Genomic DNA, 19526 nt, shown 5'->3' with positions numbered 1-19526 from the left:
CGCCGGGGCGGGACGGCTGCCGTTCAGTGTGCCCGGGGCGGGGCGGTCGATTCGCGCACGACCAGCCGAGTGGGCAGGATCACCGGGAATCCCGGCGGGCCGTCGCCGGTCGGGGCGGTGAGCGGATCGAGGACCGGGCCGCCGAGCGGGTCGAGCAGCAGCCGGGCGGCGAGCCGGGCCTGCTCCGCCGCGGGCTGCGCGATCGTGGTCAGCCCGAGCGCGCCGGCCAGGTCGTGGTCGTCGATGCCGACCACGCTCACGTCCTGCGGCACCCGCAGCCCGGCCTCGCGCAGCGCCGTCATGGCACCCATGGCCATCTCGTCGCAGGCCGCGAAGATCGCCGTGGGCGGGTCGCCCCGGCGCAGCAACTCCTCGGCGGCCCGGGTGCCGCCGTCGATGGTGAACTGCGACTCGACGTCCAGGCTCGGGTCCGGGCGCAGCCCGGCCGCCCGCAACGCCTCCTGGTAGCCCCGGCGCCGGTCCAGGTGGGTGGTGAAGGCGAGTTCGTCGTCGGGGTCGCCGGAGATGTGCGCGATCCGGCGGTGGCCGAGGTCGAGCAGGTGCCGGGTGGCGGTCCGCGCGGCGGCCACGTCGTCGATGCGGACGCACGGCCAGCCGGGCACGCCGGTGCCGGAGCTGACGATCACCCCGGGGAGGTCCAGCGCGGCGAGGGCGGTCAGGTCGGGGGCCCGCAGCGGGGTGGCGACCAGCATGATCCCGTCCACCCGCTTGTGCAGGTTGGCCGTCCGCAGCACCCGCTGGCGGATCCGCTCCCGCCCGCCGAGGTTGTAGAGCAGCAGGTCGTAGCCGGCCTGGTGGAGGAACTCCTCGACGGTCTCGACGACGACGCCGAAGAACCACCGGGTGATCCGGGGGACCACCACGGCGACGGTTCCGGTCCGGCCGCCGGCCAGCCGGGAGGCGCTGGGGGAGACGGCGTACTCCAGCTGCTCGGCGGCGGCCAGCACCCGGCGGCGGGTGGCCGCCGAGACCGTCGGCAGGCCCCGCAGCGCCCGCGAGACGGTGGCCGTGGAGACCCCGGCCAACCGGGCGACATCATCAATCTTCGTCACGGTTCCGCGCTCCCACCCCCCGCCCGCCGCCGCCGGTCGCCCGGCGGCGGCGGAGCTGCGGGTCAGCCCTTGACGCTGCCGGCGAGCAGGCCTCGCACGAAGTAGCGCTGCAGGGAGAGGAACACCAGCAGCGGTACGACGATCGAGACGAACGCACCGGCGGTCAACCGCTGCCACTCGTTGCCCCGGGTGCCGGCCAGCTCGGCCAGCCGGACGGTGAGCGGGGCGGTCTCGTCGCCGCCACCGGCGAAGATCAGCGCGACCAGCAGGTCGTTCCAGACCCAGAGGAACTGGAAGATGCCGAACGCGGCCAGCGCCGGGGTGATCAGCGGCAGGACGATGGTGCGGAAGATCTTGGGGTGGGTGGCCCCGTCGACCCGGGCCGCCTCCATCAGGTCCCGCGGTAGCTGCGAGATGAAGTTGTGCAGCAGGAACACGGCGAACGGGAGCGCGAAGCAGGTGTGCGCGAACCACACCTGGGCGAACTTCTGCGCACCGTCGAGGTCCCAGGCCGGCAGCAGGGTCACCCCGGCCAGGGTCACCCCGTTGGAGAAGAAGCTGAGCAGCGGCACCAGGGCCATCTGCAGCGGCACGATCTGCATCGCGAAGATCGCGATGTAGACCCAGTCCCGGCCGCGGAAGTTGATCCACGCCAGCGCGTACGCGGCCAGGGCCGCGAAGGCGAGCGGGAACAGCACCGACGGGATGGTGATCGCCAGCGAGTTGATGAAGTAGCTGGCCAACTGCCCGGACGACGAGGACCGCCCGAACAGCACCTCCTGGTAGTTCTCCAGGGTGAACTGGGGGTTGGTGAAGAAGGTCCACCAGCCGGTGGTCTTGATCTGGTCCTCGGGCCGGAACGAGGAGATGAACAGGCCGAAGGTCGGGATGGTCCAGACCAGCGCGATGACGATCGAGACCAGGGTGGCGGTACGGCTGTTCAACCGCTTGCGTACCCGGGCGACCCGGGTCTTCGGCTGGTCGGTCGCCTGCGTGCCGGTGGCGAGCGTGGGCGTGGTGGTGGTCATCTCAGCCCTCCCGCTGCTGACGCAGGTTGCGGATCTGGTAGATCACGATCGGGATGACCAGGACGAAGAGGAAGACCGCCAGCGCGGAGCCCTGCCCGTTCTGGCCGTACCGGAACGCCTGGTTGTACATCTCGTTGGCGATCACGCTGGTGTCGTAGTTGCCGTTGGTGGAGGTCCGGACGATGTCGAAGACCTTCAGCGTGGCGATGGAGAGGGTGACCACCACGACGATCAGCGCCGGCCGGATGCTCGGCAGGGTGATCTGCCAGAACATCTGCCAGGGGCTGACCCCGTCGAGCCGGGCGGCCTCCACGATGTCCGCCGGGATCGCCTTGATCGCGGCGGAGAGCACCACCATGGCGAAGCCGGCCTGGATCCACACCATGATCACGATCAGCAGCAGGGTGTTCAGCGGCGAGTCGAGCAGCCACTGCTTCGGCTCGCCACCCAGGCTGACCACGATCTGGTTGAGCAGGCCGATCTGCTCCTGCTCGTCGCCGCGGTAGGCGTAGACGAACTTCCAGATGATGCTGGCGCCGACGAACGAGATCGCCATCGGCATGAAGATGAGCGACTTCGCCAGCGCCTCGAACCGGGCCCGGTCCACCATGACCGCGTAGAGCAGGCCGATCGCGGTGGCCACCAGGGGCACCAGGAGCACCCAGACCAGGGTGTTCAGCAGTACCCGGACGATCGAGTTCTCGGTGAACATCCAGACGTAGTTGTCCAGGCCGACCCAGTTCTGGCTGTTGCCGTCCATGAACGACAGCAGCGTGGTGCGGATCGCCGGGACGACCAGGCCGACGATGAGCAGCAGCACCGTCGGCAGCAGGAAGAAGAGCGCGAAGAGGCCCTCACGGGGCTTGGTGCGGCGGGGGAGCGGGGCGCCGCTGGCCGAGGCGGCGATCAGCTGGGCCTCGCGGCGCCGGGCGAACCAGGACGGCACCACGTCGAGCAGCAGGAGCAGGCCACCGACCACCGCGACGAAGGCGACCAGTCCCCAGAGCAACATCATCAGCTTCGGCGACTCGTCGGCGAAGTCGAAGTTCATCAACCCTCCCAGGGGTGTCCGCGAAGCAGGCGGGCCGGCCCGCGGTCACGGGCCGGCCCACCGTCTCAGGTCACTTCGGCCAGTTGCTCTCGATGCCCTGGAGCACCGCCGCGGTGTCCTTGCCGTTCACCCAGTCGACCATGCCCTTCCAGAAGGTCCCGGCGCCGACCGCGGCCGGCATCAGGTCGGAACCGTCGAACCGGAAGACGGTGCTCTTGTCCTGGAGGATCTGGACGGAGAGCTTGTCGATCGGGTTGGCGACGTTGGCCAGGTCGAGCTTGTTGTTCGCCGACACCCAGTCGCCGATCTTGGCCCGGCTGTTCGCGTGCTCGCCGGAGGCGAGGTAGGTCTGCACCGCCTGCACCTCGGGGCGGTCGGCGAAGGCCGCGACGAACTCGCCGCCGCCCAGCACCGGCTTGCCCTTCGACGGGTCGATGGCCGGGAAGTAGAAGGCGAAGACGTCGCCGTCCTCGGCCACCTTGGTGCCCTCGGGCCACTGGTTGGCGTAGAACGACGCCTGCCGGTGCAGCGCGCACTTGCCGGTGGTGATCGGCACGCCGGCCTCCTGGAAGGAGGTGGTGGCGATGCTCTTCACGCCGCCGAAGCCGCCGTTGACGTACTTCTCGTTCTTGAGGATCTGGCCGGCCCGGTTCAGCGCCTCGGCGACCTTCGGGTCGTTGAACGGGATGCCGTGGGTGGTCCACTGGTCGTAGACCTCGGGGGTCTGCGTCCGCAGCATCAGGTCTTCGATCCAGTCGGTGGCCGGCCAGCCGGTCGCGTCACCGGACTCGATGCCGGCGCACCACGGCTTGGTGCCGCTCGCGGCGATCGTGTCGCTGAGCTTGATCAGGTCGTCCCAGCTGGTCGGGACGGTCCAGCCCTTCTCCTTGAACATCTTCGGCGAGTACCACACGAACGACTTGACGTTCGAGCCGAGCGGGGCGCCGTAGAAGGTGCCGTTCACGGTGGAGTACTTCAGCCAGTCGGCCGGGTAGTTCTGCTCGGCCATCGCCTTGGTGTCGGCGCCGGCCGGCTTGAGCTTGCCCTGGTCGGCGAAGCGCTTCAGCAGACCCGGCTGCGGGATGAAGGCCAGGTCGGGGGCGTTGCCACCGTCGACCCGGACGCCGAGCTGCGCCTCGAACTCACCGCTGCCCTCGTGGTCGATCTCGATCCCGGTGCACTCGGTGAACTGCTCCCAGGACTGCTCCAGCCGGTCGGCCTCGATGTCCCGGATCGACGAGTAGATCGTGACCTTCTTGCCCTCGTGGCCCTGGTACTTCTCGTATGCGGCACACTCCGCGGAGCCCGCGTTGCTGCTCTTGTCGTCGTCGCCGCCGGTGCCGCAGGCGGTGGCGCTGAGCGCCAGCCCCAGTACGCCGGCGATTACGAAGGCCTGGCGTGGTCTGGCAAAGACCGCCATGCCGTCCTCCTTCCTTGCCGGCGCGGCCACGGGCGTGACCTGGCGCCGGTCCGATGGGCGTCCCCACATGTAAGCGCTTGCATCTGGTCCGGTCCAGCCCCCGCCGGACACGACCGAGTAACAATCCGGAAACCCGCTCGCCTCCCGATGGGCGCGCTCCCATCCTGCATTTTCACCTCTTTCGATCGATGGCGATTTCTGTCAGGCTGGGGGCAGGTGATCGAAGGATTTCGACATTGGAGGTGCTGGATGGGTAAGCGGTGGTTCGGCCTGATCGCTGCCGGCCTGCTCGTGGTGGGGATCACCCTGCCGGCGGCCCCGGCGATGGCCGCCCCGACGTTCAAGGTCCCGTTCCCCTGCGGGCAGACCTGGTCCGGGCAGACCCGGACCAACCACAGCCCCGCGTACGCCGTCGACTTCAACCGCACCGACGACCTCGGCGACCCGGTGGTGGCGAGTGCCCCCGGCACCGTCGACCGGGTCACCGACCTCGGCGGGACGAGCTACGGCAAGTACGTGCGGATCAGCCACGCCGGCGGGTACCACACGTACTACGCCCACCTGAACGGCTTCAACGTCTCGGTCGGGCAGAGCGTCGGCTACGGCAAGGTGATCGGCTGGGTCGGCAGCACCGGTGGCTCCACCGGCCCGCACCTGCACTACGAGCAGCGGCTGAACGGCAGCGACATCCAGGTCCGCTTCAACGGGGCGCTGGCGCTCTACTGGGGCACCAAGAACTACACCAGTGACAACGGCTGCGGCAGCTCCACCGGCTCCGGCACGGTGAACACCAGCGGCACCGCGCTCACCGTGCGCTCCGGCCCGGGCACCGGCTACGCGGCGGTCGGCACCGTCGCCGACGGCGCCCAGGTGACGATCTACTGCCAGACCAGCGGCACCAGCGTCACCGGCACGTACGGCACCAGCACGATCTGGGACCGGATCGGCACCGACCGGTTCATCAGCGACGCCTACGTCTACACCGGCCACGACGGCTACATCCCGAACGTGCCGCGCTGCTGATCCCGGCGGCGGGATCCCGCGCCCGCGGGGTCCCGCCGCTCAGCTGTTCAGCCGCCAGATGGCGAAGTTGAGCGCGGCGGCGAAGGTGACCCAGGCCCAGTACGGCAGCAGCAGCACCGCGGCCGGCCGCCAGACCCGGTCGAAGAGCACGACCGTCGCCCCGATGGCCAGCCAGAGCAGCACGATCTCGGCGAACGCCAGCCCGTACCGGCCGGCGCCGAAGAAGAGCGGGGTCCAGACCGCGTTCAGCACCAGCTGCACGGCCCAGGCGATGAGCGCCGCGCCGTTGCCGACCCGTCGCCAGACCAGCCAGCCGGCCAGCGCGATCAGCACGTACAGCAGGGTCCAGACCGGCCCGAAGAGCCACGACGGCGGCGCCCAGGCGGGCTGTTCGAGGGCGGCGTACTCCGCGCCGGTGCCGCGGACGCCCAGCCCGCCGATCGCCGCCGCGACGAAGACCGCCGCGGCGAACCCGAGCAGGGCCCACCACTGCCGGGTGCCGTGCCGGGCGCGCTCCGATATCTCCATGGCCGAGATATCACCCCCGAAGCGGGGGGACAAACCTCCCCGACCGGGCTCGAAGGCGAAACGCCGGGGTCGTCACGTCCGGTGCTCCTGTCGGGAGGACGGAGCTCCGGCCGCGACGACCCCGGCGGGTCCGGGTGCGTACGACGGCGAGGTCAATTGAAGATGCTGACCCCACCCGGGCCCACCAACAGCCCGACCACGATGAGGACGATGCCCCACAGGATCTGCCGGCGGAACAGTGCCAGGATGCCGGCGACCACGAGTACGACTGCGAGAATCCAGAGAATCAGCTCCATGACCGCTCCATACCCGAGCTTCCGATCCGGGAAACCTGGTGTTGATCGAGGTGGTCGCCCAGGTGGAACACGCTGTAGGCCTGCTTGATGACCGGGTGGGCGACGTTGCGGACCCGCACCCCGCCCGGGGTGGTGCCGCGCTCGGTGCCCGCGTGTGCGTGCCCGTGCAGGGCGAGCGCGGTCGGCGCCGAGTCGATCGCCTGCCCCAGCTGGTACGCCCCCAGGAAGGGGTAGATCTCCAGCGGCTCGCCGGCCAGCGTGTCCGGCACCGGCGAGTAGTGGGTGAGCGCCACCAGCACGTCGCAGTCGAGCGAACGCAGCGCCTCGGCCAGCCGGTCGGCGCTGTCGGTCGTGGTCCGGACGAACGACTTCATCTCCGGCTCGCCGAAGTCGCTGGCGCAGCGCCCGGCGAACCCGCCGCCGAACCCCTTCACCCCGGCGATGCCGAGCCGGCCCCCGGCGCACTCCAGCACCACGCCGTTGCCCTCCAGCACCGTGATGCCGGCGTCCTCCAGCACCCGCACCACCTGCGGCACCTGGTCGCACTGGTGGTCGTGGTTGCCGAGCACGGTCACCACCGGCACGCCGAGTCCACCGAACTCCTGGGCCACGCAGCGCGCCTCCGACTCGGTCCCGTGCCGGGTCAGGTCCCCGGCGAGCAGCAGCGCGTCGGCGTGCTCGGGCAGTTCCTCCAGGGCCGGCCGGAACCGGCCGACCACGTCCTCGTCCAGATGCACGTCGCCCACGGCGGCGATCCGGATCACCATCGAACCTCCCTCAGGGCAGTTCCTCGACCTGGGTGGGCGCCTGCGTGCGGATCACCCCGATGTCACTGGTGATCGGCACGTCGGGAAAGCGCTCGGCCACCCGGCGCAGGATCTCCTCGCGCCGGTGCGGGCTCTCCACCTCGCCGGAGAGCACGAGGGCGCGTTCCCGGCGGACCACGGTGATGCCCTGCTCGGCCACGTCCGGATCCTCGGTCAGCATCCGCTGGATCTCCGCTTCGACGTACTCGTCGGGTGGCCCGGCGCCGCGATGCACGGTCACGGTGTCCCCTTCCCTTCCGGGGTGCCGGAGTACGGCACCACGTCCAGCCGGTCGAGCAGCACCAGGAACGCCTCGGCGTACGGCGAGTGCTGCGTCTCCTTCCGTACCCGTTCCCAGTCGATCTGCTCCCGCAACGAGCGGGCCAGCGGCAGACCGCGGGCGAAGTCGCAGTAGTGCTGGGAGAAGCTGAGCAGTTTGTGCACCATCAACTGGGTGGCCGAGAGCACCGGCATGTGGATGGCGTCGACCGGCCGGACGACGGTGTCGGCGAAGGTCTCCTCGGTCACCGGGGTCTCGATCGGCCGGTGGATCAGGTCCACCATCCGCCCGTCGTCGTAGACCTTCACCAGCCAGTCCTCCGGCGGGCGCTCGGCGGTGAAGCCGGCCTCGACCAGTGCCTCCAGGGCGCGGTCCACGTCCTCGCCGCGGATCAGGAAGTCCACGTCGTGCTCGCTGGAGTGGCCACCGTGCGCGTAGACCGCGAAGCTGCCGCCCAGGGCGAACGGGATCTCGGACTGCTTGAGCACGGCGGCGACCTTCTTCAAGGTGGTTACCAGGGTCTCGTCTCCGCGCTCGGCCATCTGGATCTCCCGTCGTCGTTGAGGTGGACAGGCGGTTGGGATCGAACTTCGATACCCGGCATTCCGGTCGGCCACACCTGCTCGGGTCGCGGGTGGGTGCCAACCGGGAGCATGACGGACAAATCTCCCGGCGGCCGAGCGTGCGTCGGATAGCCTGTGTCGGGTGGCCAGATCAACGCGGACGCGGCGCGGCAGGGCCCGATTGCGCGCCGTCGCCCTGATCGGCATCGACGGCTCGGGCAAGACCACCCAGGCGCACCGCCTCGCCGACGCGCTCACCGCGGCCGGCCGCCCCGCCACCTACCACCGCAACGCCGGCGGCCGACGCTGGCTCGGCCGGGTCGCGCAGCGGCTCGGCCGACCGGACGCGCAACGGCTCGTCGGGCGCAACGGCCTGCTCGCGGTGGAATCCGTGCTGCGCTGGCTGGCCATCGCCGCCGCCCTGCTCAGTTGCCTGCTGACCGGCCGGGTCGCGGTGATGGACCGCTACTCCGCCTGCCAGTACGCCAGCATCCGGGCGCACGGCGGGCACCGCTGGGAGCGGCTGGCCCGGGTCGGCTACCGGCTCTTCCCGGCGCCGCAGGTGACCTTCCTGCTGGCCGTGGACCCGGCCGAGGCGTACCGGCGGATCGAGCGGCGCGGCACCGACCACGAGAGCATGCGCTACCTCACCGCGGCGGACACCGCCTACCGGACGCTGCCCGAGTACCCGACGTTCGTGCTGGTCGACGCCGGCCGGCCGGCGGACGAGGTGTCCCGGCAGATCCAGGACCACCTGGCCGGCTGGCTGTCGGCGGCCGAGCCACGGCCGGACGCCCCGCCGCCCACCGACGCCGGTCCGGCCGCCCTGCCGGTCGAGCACCCGCCGCCGGGTCGGCTGCCGGCGCGGGTCGTGCCGTAGGGGCGCGCCTTGCCCGCCGTCGCCGGCCGGCGATGCCCCGCGACGACCTCGGCTCAGGCCCGGCCGTACACCGGAACGCTGGCGCCGCTGGTCGGCGCCGACTCGTCGGAGGCCAGGAACCGGATCACCCGGGCGATCTCGGCCGGGTCCACCCAGCGGGAGTGGTCGGCGTCGGGCTGGGCGGCCCGGTTGGCGGGCGTGTCGATGACGCTCGGCAACACCGTGTTGCAGCGCACCCCGGCGGACCGGTACTCGACGGCCACCGCGGCCGCGAAGGCGAGCACCGCGGCCTTGGCGGTGACGTAGCCGGCGGCCCCGGCGAACGGGGCGACCGCGGCCCGGGAGGAGACGCAGACCACCGCGCCGCCGCCGGCCGCGATCAGGTGCGGCAGGGCCGCCCGGGTGACCAGGTGGGTGGGGCGCAGGTTGACGGTCAGCATCCGCTCGAACTCGTCGACCGGTGTCTCGTGCACCTTGCCGCCGCCGGCGTACCCCCCGACCAGGTTGACCACCGCGCGCAGCGGCGCCGCGGGATCGCCGGCGGCGGCCTCGACCGCGTGTTGCGCGCCGGCCGGCCCGGTCAGGTCGGCCACCACGCGGACCGGCCCGTCCGCCGTCGTGGCCGGGCTCGTCCGCTGCGGTACGACCACCCGCCAGCCCGCCTCGACGAAGGCGGCGGTGACCGCGCCGCCGAGCCCACCCGTGCCTCCGGTCACCAGCACACTGCGATCCGCCATGCCGCCCACGCTAGCGGCGGATCGGCGGGGCATGGCCCCCGCCCGGGAGTCGACCGGCGACCGACCGGCAGGCCGGTCCGTCCCGGTGGCGGAGGCGCCGGTCGCCGGGGCGGTGGCACCCTGGCAGGGTGCTCCGCGGTGGCAGGCTGTCAAGCGGAGCGCGCCGATTGGCGGTACTTTCGCCAACACGCGGAGTCATGGTTGACGCTCACGCCTCATGAAAGTAAGTTTCATCCGTGGCGAAGAGTCCGAAGATTTCTGCGAGTCACGAGCCGGGTGGGCTGATCGTCCACATCAGCGGCCTGCTCCCCTCGCTGTCCCCGGCCGAGCAGCGGGTCGCCCGGTTGGTCGTCGCCGACCCGGCCGACGCGGCCCGCCGGACGATCACCGACCTCGCCACCGCCGCCGAGACGTCCGAGGCGACCGTGATCCGGTTCTGCCGGTCGGTCGGCATGGACGGCTACCCCCAGCTGCGGATCCGGCTCGCCGCCGAGGCCGCCCGCCGGGTCGAGCCGCCGGACGCCCGGGTCGTCGGCGGCGACATCCCGCCCGGCGCCGACCTCGCCCAGATCATCGCGACCATCGCGTTCAACGACGCCCGCGCCGTCGAGGAGACGGCCGAGCAGCTCGACCCGGCGGTCTGCGAGCAGGTCGTGGACGCGATCGTCAACGCCGGCCGGATCGACGTCTACGGCGCCGGCGCCAGCGGCTTCGTCGCCTCCGACTTCCAGCAGAAGCTGCACCGGATCGGCCGGACCGCCTTCTACTTCCCGGACGTGCACACCGCGCTGACCTCGGCCGCGCTGCTCGGCCGGGGCGACGTCGCGGTCGGCATCTCGCACACCGGCACCACCTCCGACGTGGTGGAGGTGCTGGAGCAGGCGCGGGCCCGGGGCGCGGCGACGGTGGCGCTGACCAACTTCCCGCGCTCACCGATCACCGAGGTCGCCGACTTCGTGCTCACCACGGCGGCCCGCGAGACCACCTACCGGTCCGGCGCCATGGCCAGCCGGCTGGCCCAGCTCACCGTGGTCGACTGTCTCTTCGTCGGGGTGGCCGCGCGCAACCGCGCCCGGGCCAAGAAGGCGCTGGAGGCGACCGCCGAGGCGGTCCAGTCGCACCGGGTGGGCTCGGGCCGGAGGCGGGCATGACCGCGGTGGAGCCGGACGAGCAGGCGCTTTCGGTAGCGGCCGGCCCGGCGATCCGGGTCGGCGCGCCCACCGAACGCCGTAACCCGCTCAGCGTCGACCTCGACCTGATGTCGACCCGCGAGGTGCTCTCGGTGATCAACGAGGCGGACCGGCGGGTGCCGGGCGCGGTGGCCGCCGTCCTGGACGAGATCGCCGAGACGGTCGACCTCGCGGTGACCGCCCTGCGCGCCGGGCGTCGGGTGCACTACTTCGGCGCGGGCACCTCCGGCCGGCTGGGCGTGCTCGACGTCGCCGAACTCGCCCCCACCTTCAACTCCCCGCGGCACTGGTTCTGCGCCCACCTCGCCGGCGGGCCGGACGCCATGTGGCAGGCGGTGGAGAACGTCGAGGACGACGAGCCGGCCGGCGCCGCCGAGGCGGCCGGCTGCGTACGCTCCGGTGACGTGGTGGTCGGCCTGGCCGCGAGCGGGCGCACCCCGTACGTCCTCGGGGCGCTCGCCGCGTCCCGGGCCGCCGGGGCCGCGACGGTGCTGCTCTGCGCGAACCCGGAGGCCGAGGCCGCCCGGTCGGTCGACGTCTTCATCGGCGTGGACACCGGCCCGGAGGTGATCACCGGGTCGACCCGGATGAAGGCGGGCACCGCGCAGAAGCTGGTGCTCAACACGTTCTCCACGGCCGTGATGGTGCGGTTGGGCCGGGTCTACTCGAACCTCATGATCGACATGGTGGCCACCAACGCCAAGCTGCGGGGCCGGATGATCTCGATCCTGGTCGAGGCCACCGGATGCGCGGAGGAGATCTGCCGGCGGGCCCTCGACGAGGCCGACGGTGACCTGAAGACCGCCCTGGTGTCGCTCGTCTCCGGGGCCGAGGTGTCGGTCGCCCGGGCCGCCCTGGCCCGCTCCGCCGACCAGGTACGCGGCGCGCTCGCCCTGCTCGCCTCCTGACCCTCCCGCGCGGCCCGGTCACCCCGTCCCGGCCGGACGTGCCGCCGGGGGCGGCACCGGACGTGTCGTCCGACACGTTCCGAACCGGCGCGGTGCGCCGGGCATAACCGGAGGCCCCGGATTGTTCAACCTGCCGTGGGGTATCACCATGGGCGTGGATGAACCGGCCCGGCCGCCCGCGCGTATGTGGCAGTGACCAGGATCGCAGCGCGGCGGTGACCCGGGTCGCTGTGTTCCCGGGACGGGCGGTGTTGCCATGGACCGGGCGGACGGCCTCCGTCGATCCGTAACCCGTGCGTGGTGCCCACCGACGAGCAGCCCGACGGGGGTGCTGACAGCAAACATGGACCGCGCTCTCAGCTGATTATCAGGCATTCGTGACACTTTCGACTCACGACATGGAATCCCCGACACGTCTCATCTGTTGTGTAGGTGTCAGCACCGGTGGGCACGGCAGAAGTTACGGGGGAGGGCTGATGGACGTGGGGACGGCAAGGAACCGGGTGGGGATGGCAAGGAACCGGGCAACCGGCGCTAGCGAGGGGACCGTGAACGTGGACAAGAACATCGGCATGCGAACCGACGAGGTCGCCGAGGAGCGTGACCTGGTCGGCGTCTACCTGCACGAGATCTCCCGGACGCCGCTGCTGGACGCCGCCAAGGAGGTCGATCTCTCCAAGGCGATCGAGGCCGGCCTCTACGCCGAGCACCTGCTGGCCGAGGACCGCGTCCCGGCCGGTGTCGGGCGGGACGAGCTGGAGCGGCTGGTCGCCGAGGGGGAGCGGGCCAAGGACCTGTTCATCCGGGCGAACCTGCGCCTGGTGGTGTCGATCGCCCGACGCTACGTGCGGTCCGGGATGCCCATGCTGGACCTGATCCAGGAGGGCAACACCGGCCTCGTCCGGGCGGTCGAGAAGTTCGACTACGAGCGGGGCTACAAGTTCTCCACCTACGCGACCTGGTGGATCCGCCAGGCGATCAGCCGGGCGATCGCCCAGCAGGAGCGCACCGTGCGGCTGCCGGTGCACCTGGTCGAGGACGTCAACCGGATGCGCAACGTGGCCCGGCAGCTCACCCGTGAGCTGGGCAGCGACCCGGAGCCGGAGCAGATCGCGGCGGCCCTCGGGGTCACCGTCGAGCGGGTCAACGAGCTGGTCCGGTGGTCGCAGGACACCGTGTCGCTGGACACGCCGGTCGGCGACGACGGGGACACCAACCTCGGTGACCTGGTCGCCGACAGCGACGCCCCGTCGCCGGAGGAGATCGTGCTGACCGGCCTGGAGCGGCAGCGGATCGAGGGCCTGCTCAACCACCTCGACGACCGGTCGGCCGGGATCATGCGGGCCCGGTACGGGCTGGAGGACGGCCGGGAGCACTCGCTCACCGAGGTGGCCTCGCGGTTCTCGCTCTCCCGCGAGCGGATCCGGCAGCTGGAGATCCAGGCGCTCGGCCGGCTCCGCGAGCTGGCCCGCGCGGAGGGGCTGCAGGCAGCCTGAGCTGGTAGTAATGACGAGAGGAACGGCCGGCGTCCGATAGGGGGACGCCGGCCGTTCGTCATGTCCGGGGCGGGGTGCGCGCGGGCCGCTGCCCGCGTGGTCGTCGGGTCAGCGGACCCGGCCGTAGCCCTGGATGGGCATCAGGTTCATCCCCCGTTTGAGCACGTTCCGCCCGGCGCTGGGCGCGTCGATCACCTGGCCGCCGCCGACGTAGAGCGCCACGTGCCCGAGACCGCTGTAGAACACCAGGTCGCCGGGGCGTAGCTCGGCCCGGCTGATGTGGGCCACCACGCCCCACTGCATCCGGGTGTTGTGCGGCAGCGACTTGCCGGCCGCCCGCCAGGCCGCCGAGGTGAGGCCGGAACAGTCGTAGCCGTCCGGGCCGTCGGCGCCCCACCGGTAGGGCTTGCCCAGCGCCCCGTACGCGTAGCGGACGGCCACCCCGGCCCGGCCGGAGACGGCCGGCGCGTCGTCGGCGCTGCCCGGCCGCGCGGCGGGCTGCTCGGTGGCCCGGCCGTACGCCTGGCGGCGCAGCTCGTAGAGGCGGGCCAGGTCGCGTTCGATGCGCTTCTTTCCCGCCTCCAGTTCCCGGGCCTGGGCCGCCTGCCGGCTGAGCGTGACGTCCAGCCGGGTCTTCTCGTCGAGCAGCGCGCGCTGGCTGGCGGTGAAGCCGGCGATCCGCTGCTGCCGCTGCCGGGTGAGCTGGTCGAGGGCGCCGAGCCGGTCCAGCAGCGTGCTGGCCGAGTCGGGCCGCAGCAGCGCGTCGGCGGTGCTCAGATCGCCGCCGGTCTTGTACGCGGTCACCGCGAGCGCGCCGACGTCGGCCCGGCTCTGCTCGCTCTGCCGCTCCAGCGGCGCGATGCGCTCCTGCAGAGCGGCGACGGCGGTGCGGTTCTCCTTCATCTGCTCGCGGAGCCGGTTGTACGCCTCGACCACGTGCTCCAGCTCGGTCGAGGCCTTCTCGATCCGTCGGTTCAGTTCCCCGGCCGACGGCTCCGCCCGGGCCACCGTGGCCGGCGCGAGCAGCGCGGCCGAGAGCACCGTGACGGCCAGGCCGCGCAGCGTGTTCCTGAGGGACGACAAGAGCGGAAGGCTCCTCTCCCACCGGCCGCCGAGGGCTGCTGAGGCCCCGGGCGGCACCCGGGCCGGCGCCATCCGGGTGGACGGCGATCAACCGGGCCGGGCCCGCCCAACCTAACCCGGGGCGGGAGTGGTCCGCAGTGAAAGCCGGGGCGAATGTTGGCAAAGGGGCGGCAAGGGCGGACGTGCCGTCACGATGCGTGCGGGGCGGATCGCCGCCTCGCGCCCGGCGTTGGTCGGCCTTTTCGGGCTACCGGGGGATGTGTCGGATTCGTCGTTCCAGGCGTATGCCGCCGGTTGTCGGGTCGCTATAACCGATAAGACGGACTTGGATGGCTCTATCTGGCGGAACGCCGGTGACCAGCGCCGCCCGGGCAACGAAAACGACAGTCCGGGCTGGCGGGGCGGCAACACAATGAAGCGCGGAGCCGGGAATCCCGCCGGCGGGCATTGATGCCCGTGCCGGCGGCGGCCGACCCGGCGCACCAGCCGTGGGAGGTAGCCGTGAACCACGATGGCGCCACGACCCGACCGCCGCGACCGCCCCGTCCCGCCAAGGTGAGCGCGGAGAAGAAGAACACGCTGCTCTACGCCCGGCCCGGGATCATCGTCACGGTCGACCGGTTCACCGTCGGCCGCAACACCTGGCGGGTCGCGGAGCTGACCCACCTGCACACCACCCGGGGGCCGCACGACCGGGTGGCGATGCGCGCGGTCGCCGCCAGCGGTGCGGTGATCGGCGCGGTCGGGCTCCTGCTCGGCTTCACCGGCGGGCTCCAGCGGCTCACCGCCGGGGCGTACCTCACCCTGGGGGTGGTGTTCCTGCTGCCGGTGCTGCTCGCCGCGGCCGGCGACCGGTGGCGGCCGCCGGCGTACGAGCTGTGGGGGTGGCACCGGGGCACCGAGGTCCTGCTGTTCAGCAGCGATGACGAGCGGCAGTTCGGCCAGGTGTCCCGGGCGCTGCGCCGGGCCCGGGAGATGAACCGCTACGGCGGCTGGGAGGAACCGCTCGCCTCGATGGACCCGTGGCGACCGATGCGGTGACCGCACCGGCGGCGGCCGGACGGTCCGTAGCCGGGCCGGCCGCCCGCCGTCGCCCGGTGTGGAGCCGCGCCGGAGTCAGCGGGAGGCGGGCACGGCCGGCTCGGCGGCCGGCTCGGCCCGGCCGCCGGTGACCCAGGAGCTGACCCGGCGCTCGGCGTAGAAGGAGACGAACGGCACGGTGCCGGCCAGCATCACGGCGAGCATCCGCTTCAGCGGCCAGTCGGCCCGGCGGGCCAGGTCGAACGCGGCCACCAGGTAGACCATGTAGAGGAAACCGTGCGCCGGGCCTACCGTCTCCACCACGACCGGGTTGTCGAAGCCGTACTTCAGCGGCATGCCGATCACCACCAGCAGGATCAGCACCACGCCCACGATCCAGGCGATCACGCGGTACCGGGTAAGGGCTGCGCCCACCTTCGTCCGTCCTTCCGAGATCCGGCGTCAGCCGGGGTAGTCACCGGGCCGGGCGCCCGGATTGGCGTTCAACCATTGCAGGTAGCGGTTGTAGGCGGCCAGGTCGGCGTCCTCGCCGTCGGCGGCGGGCACCGGCACCCGGGTGACCCGCACCGGCCGGCGTACGCCCGGGCGGGTGGCGGCCCCGGACGGTGCCGGCGGGGCCGGGGCCGGCTCCGGCGCCTCCGGGCCGCGCAGGGCGTGGCGGACCTCACGCCACCAGACGAACACCACGAAGCCCGCGAAGATCGGCCACTCGAAGGCGTACGCCCAGCTCAGCCCGTTGCCGGAGGCGGCCCGCCCGATCTGCCACCAGCCCAGCGCGAGGAAGCCGACGACCAGCACGACCATGGCCACGTGGCGCACGATCCACGCCGGGGTCCAGAGCCGCTTCATGGCATCGAGGGTACCGGTGCCGGCAGCGTTCTCCGACGCGGTGTCGTAGTCCGCCCGGGCCGCAATGGTTTGGTGCGACCCGGTGTGGGCATCCGTCTAGACGCCAGCCCAAAACTCCACCAGGGGGCGTGATGACCGGATCGATACGACAGGACGAGTTCCCCAGCCCCGAGCAGCGGATGCCCGAGTGGGGTGGCGACCAGGTCCACGACGTGGCGTCCACCGGCCCGGACGACGACGGCGACCTGCTCGGTGTGGACCCCGCCGAGCTGGCCGACGAGGACCTCATCCGCGAGATGCACAGCCTGCACCGCACCCGGCTGGACACGCTGCGGCACGCGTCCGACTCGGCGTTGGCGCACCACCTGCGCCGCACCGCCGAGTTGGAGACCGAGTACCTCGCCCGGCACCCGGGCCGCGAGGTCGACCCGAGCCGGCTGCGGGACGAGTGATGGGTTCCGCCGAGCGCGGGGTGTCCGCGCCGCCGGAGGTGGTGTTCAGCACCGCTGTCGACCCCGACCGGGCGTCGGCGTGGCTGCCCGAGCCGTTGCGCGCCGACGGCACTCCCGCCGAGCACACCGACGTGGAGGAGCTGTCGGCGCGCTGGACCGCCCCGGGCGACTGGAGCGCCGAGCTCCGGGTGGACCCGGGCGACGCCGGCGGCGCCCGGATCCACCTCGACCTGACCGGCGCCACCGACGCCGACCGGCTGGCCGGCGAGGCCCTGGACAGCCTGGCCCGCGAGGTGGCCGACAACCTGCAGGCCGGCTGAGCCGGCGCGGAGCACGAGGGAGATCGGGTGACCGACCTGAAGGAGAAGGTGGCGCGGCTGCGCCAGGCGTACGCGCCGAACGAGTACCGGCCGCTGGGCAGCTACCTGGGGGCGATGGGCACCTATGTCGGGGTGACCGGGGCGATCGCCGGCCTGGTCCGGCTGACCGGCCGGCCGGTGCCGGAGCGTCCGGCCACGGCGGACGTGGTGCTGCTCTGCGTCGCCACCCACAAGCTGAGCCGGCTGCTCTCCAAGGACGCGGTGACCAGCCCGCTGCGGGCCCCGTTCACCCGTTACGACAAGCCCATCGGCAGCGGTGAGGTGATGGAGCAGGTGCGCGACTCGGGCAGCTCCACCCGGCACGCCATCGGCGAGCTGCTCAGCTGCCCGTTCTGCCTGGCCGTCTGGGTGGCCACCGGGCTCACCGGCGGCCTGGTGCTCGCCCCGCGGCTGACCCGGCTGGTGGCGACCGCGCTGACCGCGGTGGCCGCGTCGGACTTCCTGCAGATGGCGTACGCGGTGGCCCAGCAGGCCGCCGAGGGGGACGAGGACTGACCAGTACCGACGGAAGCGGGGGCCGGCGATCCGCTGGCCCCCGCTGTCGTGTCGACCGCCCGTCAGGTCGGGGTCGTGCCGTGGTTCTGGCCGGCCCAGCCCCGGGACCGCTCGGGCTCCCGCTCGTCCTCGTCCGCGCCGGTGATCACGTCACGGTCCACCGCTGTCTTGTCGTGCTCGTTGGCGAAGTCCGGGTCGGGCAGCGTGTCCAGCCCCTCCGGGGGCTGGCCCAGTGCCGGGACCTTCTCGTGCTGCTGCTCGTGGTGGGACATCTCGCTCTCCTCTCCGGGGGCGCGCCGGGACCTCAGGTGACCGACCCGCCGAGCAGGTCCGCCGCCTCGTCCACCGCGTACTCGCCCTCGGGTAGCGCGGCGATCCGGGTGAGCAGCTGGGCGGGAAGCTCGGCGGCCACCGCCCGGCGGTAGATGGTGGCCTGGGTGATCCGCTCCTGGCCGTGGTAGAGGTCCTCGAGCAGGTCGTCGAGCCGCCGGATGTCCGGCTCGTCGCCGACCGGCGCGTCGCCCACGGAGGTGTCAGTCACGGAGGTGTCAGCCACGGGCGTGTCGGTCACGGGTACGTCCTCGGTCACCCCGCCGGCCTGGGTACGGGTGATCTCGCCGACCGCCTCGACCAGGTCTCATTTCACCACCCTGCCCACCACCCCACCCACCCACCACCCACCCGTTGATCATGAGGTTGGCCGCGGTGTTGAGAGATCGAGACTTCGCCGTCAACCCCATGATCAACGGATCGGGTGGGGGTGGGGGGGTGGGGTGGGGTTAGGGCGGGGGTGGGGGAAAGTGCGGCGGCGGGTGCGGACGGCGGTGGCGAGGTGGGCCAGCACCTCTTTCGGTGGTGTCCCAGCCGATGCAGGCGTCGGTGACCGACCGGCCGTAGGTCAGCTCCCGGGTGGGGTCGAGGTCCTGGCGGCCGGGGAGCAGGAAGCTCTCCAGCATGATCCCGACGATGCCGCGCTGGCCGGCGGCGAGCTGGCCGGCCACGTCCGCGGCCACCCTCGGCTGGTTGCGGTGGTCCTTGCCGCTGTTGGCGTGGCTGGCGTCCACCACCACCCGCTCGGGCAGCCCGGCCGCCCGGAGCAGCTCCAGCGCCCCGGCCACCGACTCGGCGTCGTAGTTCGGCCGGCCGCCACCGCCGCGCAGCACCAGGTGCCCGTCGGCGTTGCCCCGGGTGTGCATGATCGCCGGGGTGCCGGAGACGTCGATGCCGGGGAAGACGTGCGGGACCCCGGCGGCGCGGATCGCGTCCACCGCGGTGGCGATGCTGCCGTCCGGGCGGTTCTTCATCCCGATCGGCATCGACAGCCCGGAGGCGAGCTGCCGGTGCACCTGGCTCTCCACTGTGCGCGCGCCGATGGCGCCCCAGGCCACCGTGTCGGCGATGTACTGCGGGGTGATCGGGTCGAGGAACTCGCAACCCACCGGCAGACCCAGCCGCAGCACGTCGAGCAGCAGCGCCCGCGCGGTACGCAGTCCGGTGTTCACGTCACCCGAGCCGTCCAGCCCCGGATCGTTGATCAGGCCCTTCCACCCCACCGTGGAGCGCGGCTTCTCGAAGTAGACCCGCATCACCACCAGCAGGTCGTCGGCGAGGCGGTCGGCGGCGACGCGGAGCCGGTGGGCGTAGTCCAGGGCGGCCGCCGGGTCGTGCACCGAGCACGGGCCGACCACCACCAGCAGGCGGTCGTCCGCGCGGTCCAGCACCCGACTGACAGCGCGGCGGCCGGACAGCACGGCCGAGGCGAGCGCGTCGTCCAGGGGCAGCTCGTGGTGCAGCAGGGCCGGGGTGGTCAACGGCACGACGCGGTCGATCCGCTGATCGCTGACCCGATCGGTCTCCGGGGTCGTCACGGTGGGCATCCTTCCGCCGACCGCGCCCGGTGCCGGTGCCCGGGGTCGAGCCGGCTGCTCGCATGCGAAAGGGCAGGAA

Annotated in this window: 24 protein-coding genes and 1 pseudogene; 9 read left to right on the top strand and 16 right to left on the bottom strand. The window is 72.3% G+C overall.

The features are described 5' to 3' along the window. Positions 1-23: 23 nt before the first annotated feature. The 4 genes from Q3W71_RS10780 to Q3W71_RS10765 form a co-directional block, all read right to left on the bottom strand. Positions 24-1073, bottom strand: coding sequence for a LacI family DNA-binding transcriptional regulator (locus Q3W71_RS10780; protein ID WP_302919162.1), 1050 nt, complete (start codon positions 1071-1073; stop codon positions 24-26). 62 nt (positions 1074-1135) lie between these two features. After that, positions 1136-2101: a carbohydrate ABC transporter permease gene (locus tag Q3W71_RS10775; RefSeq protein ID WP_302919161.1), complete on the bottom strand. Its 966-nt coding sequence runs from the start codon at positions 2099-2101 to the stop codon at positions 1136-1138. A gap of 1 nt (position 2102) precedes the next feature. Beyond that, complete coding sequence (locus Q3W71_RS10770) at positions 2103-3152, bottom strand: carbohydrate ABC transporter permease (protein WP_302919160.1); 1050 nt, start codon at positions 3150-3152, stop codon at positions 2103-2105. 70 nt (positions 3153-3222) lie between these two features. Beyond that, entirely contained in the window at positions 3223-4572 is a 1350-nt protein-coding gene (locus Q3W71_RS10765; RefSeq protein WP_302919159.1) for an ABC transporter substrate-binding protein, read from the bottom strand. A 249-nt stretch (positions 4573-4821) separates the two neighbouring features. Here Q3W71_RS10765 and Q3W71_RS10760 point away from each other — a divergent pair, with 249 nt between their 5' ends. Beyond that, entirely contained in the window at positions 4822-5595 is a 774-nt protein-coding gene (locus tag Q3W71_RS10760) for a peptidoglycan DD-metalloendopeptidase family protein (protein WP_302919158.1), read from the top strand. A 39-nt stretch (positions 5596-5634) separates the two neighbouring features. Here Q3W71_RS10760 and Q3W71_RS10755 read toward each other — a convergent pair whose 3' ends face one another. The 5 genes from Q3W71_RS10755 to Q3W71_RS10735 all read right to left on the bottom strand — a co-directional run bounded on the left by Q3W71_RS10755 (position 5635) and on the right by Q3W71_RS10735 (position 8275). Further along, a complete protein-coding gene (locus Q3W71_RS10755) occupies positions 5635-6123 on the bottom strand; it encodes a TspO/MBR family protein (protein WP_302919157.1) in 489 nt (162 codons plus the stop codon). Between the two features lie 152 nt (positions 6124-6275). After that, positions 6276-6419, bottom strand: coding sequence for a GPGG-motif small membrane protein (locus Q3W71_RS10750; RefSeq protein ID WP_007464364.1), 144 nt, complete (start codon positions 6417-6419; stop codon positions 6276-6278). Then, positions 6410-7186, bottom strand: a complete 777-nt coding sequence (locus tag Q3W71_RS10745) for a metallophosphoesterase (protein WP_302919156.1) — start codon at positions 7184-7186, stop codon at positions 6410-6412. Before Q3W71_RS10745 ends, Q3W71_RS10750 begins: the two co-directional genes overlap by 10 nt. Positions 7187-7196: 10 nt before the next feature. After that, complete coding sequence (locus Q3W71_RS10740; protein WP_302919663.1) at positions 7197-7406, bottom strand: hypothetical protein; 210 nt, start codon at positions 7404-7406, stop codon at positions 7197-7199. A gap of 56 nt (positions 7407-7462) precedes the next feature. Beyond that, positions 7463-8275 carry a nucleotidyltransferase gene (locus Q3W71_RS10735; protein WP_302919155.1) on the bottom strand — a complete coding sequence of 271 codons (813 nt, stop codon included), beginning with the start codon at positions 8273-8275 and terminating at the stop codon, positions 7463-7465. Here Q3W71_RS10735 and Q3W71_RS10730 point away from each other — a divergent pair. Further along, positions 8211-8948 (top strand): dTMP kinase, encoded by a 738-nt coding sequence (locus Q3W71_RS10730; protein ID WP_302919154.1) that lies wholly within the window; start codon positions 8211-8213, stop codon positions 8946-8948. The genes Q3W71_RS10735 and Q3W71_RS10730 overlap by 65 nt on opposite strands. Before the next feature lie 53 nt (positions 8949-9001). Here the strand turns inward: Q3W71_RS10730 and Q3W71_RS10725 are convergent, their stop codons facing one another. Beyond that, a complete protein-coding gene (locus Q3W71_RS10725; RefSeq protein WP_302919153.1) occupies positions 9002-9685 on the bottom strand; it encodes an SDR family NAD(P)-dependent oxidoreductase in 684 nt (227 codons plus the stop codon). Positions 9686-9921: 236 nt separating this feature from the next. Here Q3W71_RS10725 and Q3W71_RS10720 point away from each other — a divergent pair, with 236 nt between their 5' ends. From Q3W71_RS10720 to Q3W71_RS10710, 3 genes are all read left to right on the top strand, one after another. Further along, positions 9922-10836, top strand: coding sequence for a MurR/RpiR family transcriptional regulator (locus Q3W71_RS10720; protein WP_302919152.1), 915 nt, complete (start codon positions 9922-9924; stop codon positions 10834-10836). After that, complete coding sequence (locus Q3W71_RS10715; protein WP_302919151.1) at positions 10833-11783, top strand: N-acetylmuramic acid 6-phosphate etherase; 951 nt, start codon at positions 10833-10835, stop codon at positions 11781-11783. Before Q3W71_RS10720 ends, Q3W71_RS10715 begins: the two co-directional genes overlap by 4 nt. A 509-nt stretch (positions 11784-12292) precedes the next feature. After that, on the top strand, positions 12293-13279 hold the full coding sequence (locus tag Q3W71_RS10710) for an RNA polymerase sigma factor RpoD/SigA (RefSeq protein ID WP_302919150.1): 987 nt from the start codon (positions 12293-12295) through the stop codon (positions 13277-13279). Positions 13280-13387: 108 nt separating this feature from the next. On the opposite strand, the gene Q3W71_RS10705 is transcribed toward Q3W71_RS10710, so the two are convergent. Further along, positions 13388-14362, bottom strand: a complete 975-nt coding sequence (locus Q3W71_RS10705) for a C40 family peptidase (RefSeq protein WP_302919149.1) — start codon at positions 14360-14362, stop codon at positions 13388-13390. A gap of 501 nt (positions 14363-14863) precedes the next feature. On the opposite strand from Q3W71_RS10705, the gene Q3W71_RS10700 reads away from it, so the two are divergent. Then, positions 14864-15403 carry a DUF6232 family protein gene (locus Q3W71_RS10700; RefSeq protein ID WP_302919148.1) on the top strand — a complete coding sequence of 180 codons (540 nt, stop codon included), beginning with the start codon at positions 14864-14866 and terminating at the stop codon, positions 15401-15403. A 75-nt stretch (positions 15404-15478) separates the two neighbouring features. On the opposite strand, the gene Q3W71_RS10695 is transcribed toward Q3W71_RS10700, so the two are convergent. Together Q3W71_RS10695 and Q3W71_RS10690 are read right to left on the bottom strand one after the other, a co-directional pair. After that, the gene (locus Q3W71_RS10695; protein WP_302919147.1) at positions 15479-15817 is read right to left on the bottom strand and encodes a DUF3817 domain-containing protein; all 339 of its coding nucleotides are present in this window, start codon (positions 15815-15817) and stop codon (positions 15479-15481) included. Between the two features lie 27 nt (positions 15818-15844). Continuing rightward, the gene (locus tag Q3W71_RS10690) at positions 15845-16252 is read right to left on the bottom strand and encodes a hypothetical protein (RefSeq protein WP_302919146.1); all 408 of its coding nucleotides are present in this window, start codon (positions 16250-16252) and stop codon (positions 15845-15847) included. Positions 16253-16380: 128 nt separating this feature from the next. Between Q3W71_RS10690 and Q3W71_RS10685 the strand changes: the two genes are divergently transcribed. The 3 genes from Q3W71_RS10685 to Q3W71_RS10675 are packed head-to-tail and all read left to right on the top strand — an operon-like array spanning position 16381 to position 17579. Continuing rightward, positions 16381-16704 (top strand): DUF6158 family protein, encoded by a 324-nt coding sequence (locus Q3W71_RS10685; RefSeq protein WP_302919145.1) that lies wholly within the window; start codon positions 16381-16383, stop codon positions 16702-16704. After that, positions 16704-17024, top strand: coding sequence for a hypothetical protein (locus Q3W71_RS10680; protein WP_302919144.1), 321 nt, complete (start codon positions 16704-16706; stop codon positions 17022-17024). Before Q3W71_RS10685 ends, Q3W71_RS10680 begins: the two co-directional genes overlap by 1 nt. 27 nt (positions 17025-17051) lie before the next feature. After that, a complete protein-coding gene (locus Q3W71_RS10675) occupies positions 17052-17579 on the top strand; it encodes a DUF1360 domain-containing protein (RefSeq protein WP_302919143.1) in 528 nt (175 codons plus the stop codon). A 62-nt stretch (positions 17580-17641) separates the two neighbouring features. On the opposite strand, the gene Q3W71_RS10670 is transcribed toward Q3W71_RS10675, so the two are convergent. The 3 genes and pseudogenes from Q3W71_RS10670 to Q3W71_RS10660 form a co-directional block, all read right to left on the bottom strand. Continuing rightward, entirely contained in the window at positions 17642-17851 is a 210-nt protein-coding gene (locus Q3W71_RS10670) for a hypothetical protein (RefSeq protein WP_302919142.1), read from the bottom strand. Between the two features lie 32 nt (positions 17852-17883). Next, positions 17884-18120 carry a hypothetical protein gene (locus Q3W71_RS10665; protein ID WP_302919141.1) on the bottom strand — a complete coding sequence of 79 codons (237 nt, stop codon included), beginning with the start codon at positions 18118-18120 and terminating at the stop codon, positions 17884-17886. Positions 18121-18321: 201 nt separating this feature from the next. Next, positions 18322-19456 (bottom strand): annotated as a pseudogene (locus Q3W71_RS10660) (3-deoxy-7-phosphoheptulonate synthase). Between the last annotated feature and the right edge of the window lie 70 nt (positions 19457-19526).

This window comes from Micromonospora sp. C28SCA-DRY-2 (assembly GCF_030519475.1).
Lineage (GTDB): Bacteria > Actinomycetota > Actinomycetes > Mycobacteriales > Micromonosporaceae > Micromonospora.
The sequence above is the reverse complement of the archived record's forward strand: the minus strand, read 5'-3'. Positions and strand labels throughout refer to the sequence as shown.